This window comes from Streptomyces adelaidensis (genome assembly GCF_016598475.1).
Taxonomy (GTDB): domain Bacteria; phylum Actinomycetota; class Actinomycetes; order Streptomycetales; family Streptomycetaceae; genus Streptomyces; species Streptomyces adelaidensis.
Genome location: NZ_JAEMUX010000160.1, coordinates 1 through 7,744, shown reverse-complemented (window position 1 = coordinate 7,744; position 7,744 = coordinate 1). Strand labels below are relative to the sequence as shown.

8 protein-coding genes are annotated in these 7,744 nt (G+C 69.0%); 5 read left to right on the top strand and 3 right to left on the bottom strand.

Annotation, left to right across the window (positions count from 1 at the left end; translation table 11 throughout):
* Positions 1 to 77 precede the first annotated feature (77 nt).
* The 5 genes from I8N67_RS40320 (at position 78) to I8N67_RS44085 (ending at position 5,953) form a co-directional block, all read left to right on the top strand.
* Positions 78 to 1,028 carry a glycine betaine ABC transporter substrate-binding protein gene (locus I8N67_RS40320; protein WP_200309279.1) on the top strand — a complete coding sequence of 317 codons (951 nt, stop codon included), beginning with the start codon at positions 78 to 80 and terminating at the stop codon, positions 1,026 to 1,028.
* On the top strand, positions 1,025 to 1,882 hold the full coding sequence (locus tag I8N67_RS40315) for a carbon-nitrogen hydrolase family protein (protein ID WP_200309278.1): 858 nt from the start codon (positions 1,025 to 1,027) through the stop codon (positions 1,880 to 1,882). Before I8N67_RS40320 ends, I8N67_RS40315 begins: the two co-directional genes overlap by 4 nt.
* Positions 1,875 to 2,708 carry a DUF6282 family protein gene (locus I8N67_RS40310; RefSeq protein ID WP_200309277.1) on the top strand — a complete coding sequence of 278 codons (834 nt, stop codon included), beginning with the start codon at positions 1,875 to 1,877 and terminating at the stop codon, positions 2,706 to 2,708. The genes I8N67_RS40315 and I8N67_RS40310 overlap by 8 nt, the downstream gene beginning before the upstream one ends.
* Before the next feature lie 69 nt (positions 2,709 to 2,777).
* Positions 2,778 to 5,636, top strand: a complete 2,859-nt coding sequence (locus I8N67_RS40305; RefSeq protein WP_234047044.1) for an FAD-binding and (Fe-S)-binding domain-containing protein — start codon at positions 2,778 to 2,780, stop codon at positions 5,634 to 5,636.
* 185 nt (positions 5,637 to 5,821) lie between these two features.
* The gene (locus I8N67_RS44085) at positions 5,822 to 5,953 is read left to right on the top strand and encodes a hypothetical protein (RefSeq protein WP_267912897.1); all 132 of its coding nucleotides are present in this window, start codon (positions 5,822 to 5,824) and stop codon (positions 5,951 to 5,953) included.
* 36 nt (positions 5,954 to 5,989) lie between these two features.
* On the opposite strand, the gene I8N67_RS40300 is transcribed toward I8N67_RS44085, so the two are convergent.
* From I8N67_RS40300 to I8N67_RS40290, 3 genes are all read right to left on the bottom strand, one after another.
* A complete protein-coding gene (locus I8N67_RS40300) occupies positions 5,990 to 6,316 on the bottom strand; it encodes a phage terminase large subunit family protein (protein WP_200309275.1) in 327 nt (108 codons plus the stop codon).
* Between the two features lie 76 nt (positions 6,317 to 6,392).
* Complete coding sequence (istB, locus tag I8N67_RS40295) at positions 6,393 to 7,184, bottom strand: IS21-like element helper ATPase IstB (RefSeq protein WP_200309274.1); 792 nt, start codon at positions 7,182 to 7,184, stop codon at positions 6,393 to 6,395.
* Positions 7,185 to 7,189: 5 nt separating this feature from the next.
* Positions 7,190 to 7,744: Mu transposase domain-containing protein (locus I8N67_RS40290; protein WP_443729057.1), on the bottom strand; the 555-nt coding region annotated here is incomplete at its 5' end.

The following is a 7,744-nucleotide window of genomic DNA, read 5'->3' as shown; positions in this document are numbered from 1 at the left end:
CCCACTAATTCATCGACAGGCCCCTGTCCCCCCGAACCCCACGCACACACAGTCAAGCGCCATGAAAGGGCTTCAGGATGCGCAAAAACATCGTAGCCGCGGCAAGTCTGCTGAGCCTCGCGCTCACCAGCGGCTGCGCTCTCGGCAGCAACAGCGCCGAGCAGGGCAGCGGCCCCGCGAAGAGCGGCCCTCTCAAGGGGGACACCGTGAACGTCGCCTCCAAGAACTTCACCGAACAGCTGCTGCTGTGCGAGATCACCGCCCAGCGGCTCGAGTCGCAGGGAGCGAAAGTCAAGCGCACCTGCGGCATGAGCGGGACCAACGCCGTCCGTGCCGCGCTGACCAGCGGCGCCGTCGACATGTACTGGGAGTACACAGGCACCGGCTGGCTGGCCCTGCAGCAGCAGGGGAGTGTCACCGACCCCCAGGCCATGTACGACAAGGTCAGCGCTCTGGACAAGACCAAGAACGACGTGGTGTGGCTCCCGGCGGCGGCGGCGAACAACACGTATGCCATCGCGGTGAAGACAGAGACGGCGAAGAAGCTGGGTGTCTCCACGCTCTCCGACTACGCCAAGCTCGCCGAGAAGGATCCGGGCAGGGCCGGCTTCTGTGGCGCCTCGGAGTTCTTCGGCCGCGACGACGGGTGGCCCGGGCTGCAGAAGGCGTACGCTTTCAGCCTCCCCAAGAGCGACGTCGCGGAGCTGGCCGAAGGCCCGATCTACAACGCTGTCGCCAAGGGCAACCCGTGCAACTTCGGTGAGGTCTTCGCCACCGACGGCCGGATCTCCGCCCTCGGGCTGACCGTCCTGAAGGACGACAAGAAGTACTTCCCGCCCTACAACCTCTCGTTGAATGTCCGAGGGAGCGTCCTGAAGAAGTACCCGAAGGTCCAGACGGTGATGGACCCGGTGAGCAAACTGCTGACCACCGCCCAGCTGCAGAAGCTCAACGCGCAGATCGACGTGGACGGCAAGAGGCCCGAGGAGGTCGCGAGCCAGTGGCTCAGCGCCAACAAACTGAAGTGACAGCGGGTCTGGAGGAGCCCCGCACGCTGCGTGTGGGGCTCCTCCAGACCGCGCCCGTCTTCGGCGCGGTCGAGGAGAACCTCGCCAGGATCGCCGAGTTGCACAACGGCCTCGGCCCGGTCGACCTCGCCCTCACCTCAGAGCTCTCGGTCAGCGGCTACGGATTCACTCCGTACCAGGAGACAGACCTCTTCGCCGGCGACGATCCTCGGCTCACCGGCCTGGTGTCCGCCGGTGTCGGAGTGGGCTTCGCCGAGAAGAGCGCCTCCGGGCTGCCCTGGAACGCCTACCTGCTGGGCGACCCGCTGACCGGGACCCGGCACCTCCATCGCAAGCTCCAGCCCGTTTCCTACGCGCCCTGGAACGAACACCTGTTGTTCCAGCCCGGAGCGGAACTGCGGACCGCCGGCTTCCGAGCGGCCAGGATCGCCACGGCCATCTGCAATGACATGTGGCATCCCGTCATCCCATGGCTGGCGGCCCAAGGCGGCGCCGAAGTGCTGGTGGTGCCCGTGGCCAGCATGGAAGGCGCCGACCCGGCGAGGATCCGCCGCACGTGGGAGGTGATCCTGGAACACGCCGCTGTGCTGCTCCAGTGCTACGTCGTCTTCGTCAACCGCTGCGGTATGGACAGCGGGGCCCGGTTCTGGGGCGGCTCACGCGTTCTGGGCCCGGACGGCAGCGTCCTCGCACACCTCGGTGACGAGCCGGATGCGGCTTTCGCCGACCTCGACCTGACAGCTCTGCGCCGCCTTCGCGCAGAGGTCCCCCTGCTCGCGGAATCCCGGACCGAGTTCCTTTCTGGAGCGTTGCCGACGGGCCGTCGCCCCGAAAGGGAGCAGCCCCATGTTTGACGTTCATGTCCATGCCGCCCCCGACGTGCTCGAACGGATCGGATACGACGACCAGATCGGCGCCAGTTACGCCGCGGCCGGCTACAGCGGCTTCGTCCTGAAGGCCCACCACGAATCGACCGTGGGCCGGGCCAGCGCCCTCAGTCGGTCGTCCGGTCTGGACGTCGTGGGGGGAATCGTCCTCAACCGTGCCGTCGGCGGGATCAACCCGGCGGCTGTCCTCTCCGCGCTGTCCACGGGCGGCCGGGTCGTGTGGTTCCCCACGGCGGACGCCCACACCCAGGAAAGCGCAAGGCTGCCACGGCTGGGAGACCTGGACGAGCGTCTGGGCCGCTCCGTGCTCTCCGTCCCGCCGGTCCTGGCCGCAGACGACGCGTCCGCCAAGGACATCGCCCTCGTGCTCGACCTGATCGCCGAGCACGACGCTGTGCTGTGCACGGGGCATCTCGGTGGCGATGAGTGCAGGTGGCTGCTGGACCAGGCCCTGGCCCGGGGCATCAGCAGGTTCCTGCTCACGCACCCCTCCTACACGGTTCCCGGTATGGAGGTGCGGGAGATCGCCGAGCTCGCCGACCGGGGCGCCTACGTCGAGATCACCGCCTACCAGCTCTTCCACCAGCCCGGGATGACAGCTGCCCGACTGGCCGCCGTCGCTCAGGCGGCAGGGTCACGTCTGGTCCTTGCCTCAGACGCGGGACAGCCCGACAGCCCTGAGCCTCCGTCCGCCCTCGAGCAGCTCATCGCCGCGCTCGCCGCCGAAGGACTGGACCCCGGCCTGCTTCGGGACGCCGCGGGCGACACACCCCGGGAGCTTGTCCTCCGATGACGGCCGGCAGACCTGACGGCTACCCGGCCGGCAGACCCCAGGAGCGAGCAGCACGATATGGACACGACCATGGCAGATGATCCGAAGCTTCCCACCGAGGCGTTCGCCGAGGCGTTTGTCGACGCCCTGCGCGGCCACCTCGGCGACATCGTCGACAGCTCGTCCCTGACCAGAGCGATCTATTCGACCGACGCCTCGAACTACCGGATCGTCCCCCAGGCCGTGCTCACGCCCAGGTCGACGAACGATGTGATCACCGCGGTCCGCATCGCCCGCGCCCACGGGGTTCCCATCACCGTCAGAGGAGGAGGCACCTCCTGCGCCGGCAACGCCGTGGGTCCCGGCCTCGTGATCGACTTCTCTCACTTCATGAACCGCGTCCTGTCGGTCGACCCCGATTCCTCGACGGCGGTGGTCCAGCCCGGGGCGGTCCTGAGCACACTCCAGAACGCGGCTCTTCCCTTCGGACTGCGGTTCGGCCCCGATCCCTCCACCGCCACCCGCTGCACGATCGGCGGGATGATCGGCAACAACGCGTGCGGTCCGCACGGCCTCTCCTACGGGCGCACGGCTGACAACGTGGTGTCCATGACCTGGCTGACCGGCCGTGGCGACGTCATCACGGCGGGCTCGGGGAACGACACGCTGGCGGTGGTGCCCGGTCTGGACTCCTTCGTCTCGGAGAACCTGGCGGTACTGCGCACCGAGTTCGGGCGTTTCGGACGCCAGATCTCCGGCTACTCCCTGGAGCATCTGCTCCCGGAGAACGGCCGGAACCTCGCAGCCGCCCTGACCGGCACCGAGGGCAGCTGCGGAATCCTCCTCGAAGCCACGGTCAGGCTCGTCACCCGGGCACCCGCGCCGGCCCTGGCCGTCCTCGGCTACAGCGACATGGCCACTGCCGCGGACGATGTGCCGAACCTGCTTCCTTTCCACCCGCTCGCCCTGGAGGGTCTGGACGCACAGCTCGTCGACGTCGTCCGCCGGGCGCACGGCAGCGCCAGTGTCCCCACCCTGCCCGCGGGCGGGGGATGGCTGATAGCGGAGGTCGGCGGCGCAGGCTCGGAAGAGGCCGTTGAGGCGGCGCGGAAACTCGTCGCCTCCTCCGGCTCGGCCGACGCCGTTGTCCTGCCCGCAGGCCCCGAGGCGACCAGGCTCTGGCAGATCCGCGCCGACGGTGCCGGCCTGGCCGGACGCACAGCCGACGGCAAGCAGGCCTGGCCCGGCTGGGAGGATTCCGCCGTCCCCCCGGAAAGGCTTGGAGACTACCTGCGCGGACTCGAAGCCCTCATGGCCGAGGAGGACGTCTCCGGGCTGGCCTACGGCCACTTCGGCGACGGATGCGTCCACGTCCGCATCGACTTCCCGCTCGACGCGGGGAGCACGCTCATGCGCAGGTTCCTCGAACGCGCCGCGGCCCTGGCCGCCGAGCACGGCGGCTCCCTCTCCGGCGAGCACGGAGACGGGCGCGCCCGCTCCGAGCTGCTGCCCGCCATGTACAGCCCCCAAGCCCTGCGCGCGATGGAGACGTTCAAGGCTCTCCTGGACCCCGAGGACCTCATGAACCCCGGGGTCGTCGTCCGCCCGGCACCACTGGACGCAGACCTGCGCCGCCCGCAGGCCCTTACACTGCGCGCCACCGACGGCTTCGCCTTCGCGCACGACGGCGGGGACATCACCGATGCCGTCCACCGGTGCGTCGGGGTGGGAAAGTGCCGGGCCGATCTTCGCGAACAGGGCGGATTCATGTGCCCCTCGTACACCGCCACCCGAGACGAGAAGGACTCCACCCGAGGCCGTGCGCGGATGCTCCAGGAGATGCTCAACGGCGGAGTCGTCACACGCGGCTGGAGCTCCCCCGAGGTCCACGATGCCCTTGACCTGTGCCTGAGCTGCAAAGCCTGCGCCAACGACTGCCCCACCGGCATCGACATGGCCATGTTCAAGTCCGAGACCCTCCACCAGACGTACAAGGGGCGGCTGCGGCCGCTCAGCCACTACACGCTCGGCAGGCTTCCGCAATGGCTCAGGCTCGCCGCGCCACTGGCCCCGCTGCTCAACCTCGCCGGCCGCATCCCGCTGCTCAGCAGAGCCATGACGACGATGATGGGAGCCGACCCCCGCCGTTCGCTGCCGACGCTGCCCCGAACGCCGTTCCGCTGGAGGAAGCGGTCAAGGACCGCCAGAGAACAGGCAGGCGGGCCCAAGGTCCTGCTCTGGGTCGACTCCTTCTCGGATGCCATCAATCCGGACATTCCGCAGGACGCCCTCGATGTCCTCTCCGCCGTCGGCTGCGACGTCGAGATCGCCGGCCCCGGTGCGTGCTGCGGTCTGACCCTCGTCTCCACGGGCCAGCTCACCGCCGCCAAGGCCAAGCTCCGCAGGACACTCGACCTCCTGATCCCGCACGTCAGGGACGGAAGGACAGTCGTCGGCATCGAGCCCAGCTGCATCGCCACACTGCGCTCGGACCTCGTGGAGCTCCTTCCCGACGACCCCCGCGCCGCCGAGCTCTCCCGCTCGGTCAAAACCATCGCCGAGTTCGTCACCTCCATCGGCTGGGCACCGCCGCGAGCAGCAGAGAAACTCCTCGTTCAACCCCACTGCCACCACTACGCGGTCATGGGATATGACGCGGATCAGGCGCTCCTGGAAGCCATGGGCTGCGACGTCGAGATCTCCGCGGGATGCTGCGGCCTCGCCGGGAACTTCGGCATGGAAAAGGGCCACTACGAAGTCTCCGCGAAGATCGCACAGGACGGCATCATCGCCAAGGCATCCACCAGCCCTGACCGGCGGATCCTCGCCGACGGGTTCTCCTGCCGCACTCAGGTGCACGACCTCGCCGATCTCGACAGCCGACACCTCGTGCAGATCATCGCCGAAGCCCTCCGTAGCCCGACGGCCGCACAGAGGCAACGGCCGTGAGGTCGAGTTCCTCACGGCCACCTCCTGGCACCTTGCCGCCGGGTGTGTGAGTTACGGCCCTGGCTCACATTCGGTGGTGACGTGGCCTTGAGTACCGTCAAACGCTACGCCCGCGCCGACCGGCCCGAACGCATGTTCCGGAAGGTGGGACCTGACGCGCCGGCGGCGACACAGCACGCGCCTGGGTGGACACCTGGGGTGAATCCTTCTTCGCGTCCGACGAACTTCGCTGGGCGGCGTATGTCTCCGGCGCCGACGAGGTCACCGGGCCGATCCTCGTGAGAGCTGCCGACTGGGTCGCCGCTGTCACTGCCTGAACAGGCAGATGGGTCCGCAACCGCTCCCCTCCCTCATCACCTACGGCCGTGAAGGCGGCCGCCGGACGGACGGGACGGTACCCCTGACACCGAGGTGTCGAGGAACAGATCGTTGTGCGCCCACACACAGGTGTCGAGGAGGTCGGAGGACTTCTCCTCGCGCTCGGAGGCACCGACGTAGGTCGTCATCTGCTCCTCGAACGCAGCGAAGGCGCGGGGCGACGGCCTGGCTGAGCGCGGGATTGCTTGCTCGTACAGCATCGCCACCGGGGCAGCCCGCGCCCGCTTGTCGCGGGTGGCGTGGATGTAGCGGTCCTGCTCGGCCTGGAGGACGTAGCCGCGGGGGCGGCGGTCGCCGTACATCTGCTCCAGCGGTGTCGGCGGTCTCTGAACCTGGACCCCTTTGGGGTCGGTGAGTTTTGACCCCGTGTGCAGTTGTTCACCCGGTTGCCGCGTTCGGTGGGCGGCCGATGTCTCGGTCTTTGAGCCGGTAGGAGTCTCCCTTCAAGGAGAGCACATCGGCGTGGTGGACGAGGCGGTCGATCATGGCGGCGGCGACGGTGTCGTCGCCGAAGACCTCTCCCCAGCGTCCGAACGGCTTGTTGCTGGTCACGATCACGGACGCGCGTTCGTAGCGGCCGGAGATCAGCTGGAAGAACAGGTTCGCTGCTTCCGGTTCGAACGGGATGTAGCCGACCTCATCGATCACCAGAACGGGAAGGCGCGCGAGGCGCAGGAGCTCGTCCTGGAGTTTTCCGGTGGTGTGGGCGGCGGCCAGGCGGTCGACCCACTGGGAGGCGGTGGCGAACGCGACGCGGTGTCCGGCCTGGCAGGCGCGGATGCCCAGGGCGATGGCCAGGTGCGTCTTGCCGGTGCCGGGCGGGCCGAGGAAGACCACGTTCTCCTTGCCGGTGATGAAGTCCAGGGTGCCCAGATGGGCCACCGCCTCCCGCTTCAGCCCGCGCAGGTGATGGAAGTCGAACTCCTCCAGGGTCTTGCGGGCGGGGAACCGGGCCGCGCGGATGCGGCCCTCTCCGCCGTGGGCCTCGCGGGCGGCGACCTCGCGCTGCAGGCAGGCGGCCAGATACTCCTGATGCGTCCAGGACTCCGCCCCGGCGCGTTCGGCGAGCCGGTCGGCGGCGTCCAGCAACGCTGGTGCCTTCAACGCACGGCTGAGGAAGGCCAGTTCGGCGGCGATGTCCCGGGACGTGGTGGTGCTGCGGGTGGCCATGACTCTTACTCCTGTCCTGCGCCGCCCTCGATCAGATGGAAGACGCGGTCGTAGGCCGGCAGATCCGGGGCTGCGACCTCCACCGCCGCGGCGACGGCCCCGCTTTTGCGGTACTGGTGCCGCATCGCCGTGGCGGCCTCGGCGTGGTCGGGGTCGGTCAGCGTCTGGTGGCGGGCCCAGCAGCGGGCATGCTCGGCGACCAGACGGCCGTCCAGATGAGCCCGCACCGTTTCGGTGTCCGCCTCGATCCGCACGATCCGCCCGATCGCGGCCGGGTCGACGGAGTAGTCGCAGGTGTCCAGGCGGATGTAGTGGTCCCGGCCGATCCGCACCGAGGTCTGCCACCAGCGCGGTGGCGCGGTCGGCGGCAGCGGCAGCATCGCGGCCCGGTCGGCCTCCCACCGCTCGGCCGGGCGGGCCTGAAGGGTGCGGTGCACCCGTCGGTTGGCGACCTCAAGCCATCCGGCCAGCTGCGTGTTGAAGTCGGCCGGGGAAGTGAACACCCTGCCGGGCAGGAACGACGTCTCCAGGTAGCCGTTGGCCCGCTCGACCAGCCCCTT

Coding starts and splice junctions, on each gene's coding strand:
- I8N67_RS40320 (WP_200309279.1), top strand. CDS start 78: ATGCGCAAAAACATCGTAGCCGCGGCAAGTCTGCTGAGCCTCGCGCTC.
- I8N67_RS40310 (WP_200309277.1), top strand. CDS start 1,875: ATGTTTGACGTTCATGTCCATGCCGCCCCCGACGTGCTCGAACGGATC.
- I8N67_RS40305 (WP_234047044.1), top strand. CDS start 2,778: ATGGCAGATGATCCGAAGCTTCCCACCGAGGCGTTCGCCGAGGCGTTT.
- I8N67_RS40300 (WP_200309275.1), bottom strand. CDS start 6,316: ATGTACGGCGACCGCCGCCCCCGCGGCTACGTCCTCCAGGCCGAGCAG.
- istB (WP_200309274.1), bottom strand. CDS start 7,184: ATGGCCACCCGCAGCACCACCACGTCCCGGGACATCGCCGCCGAACTG.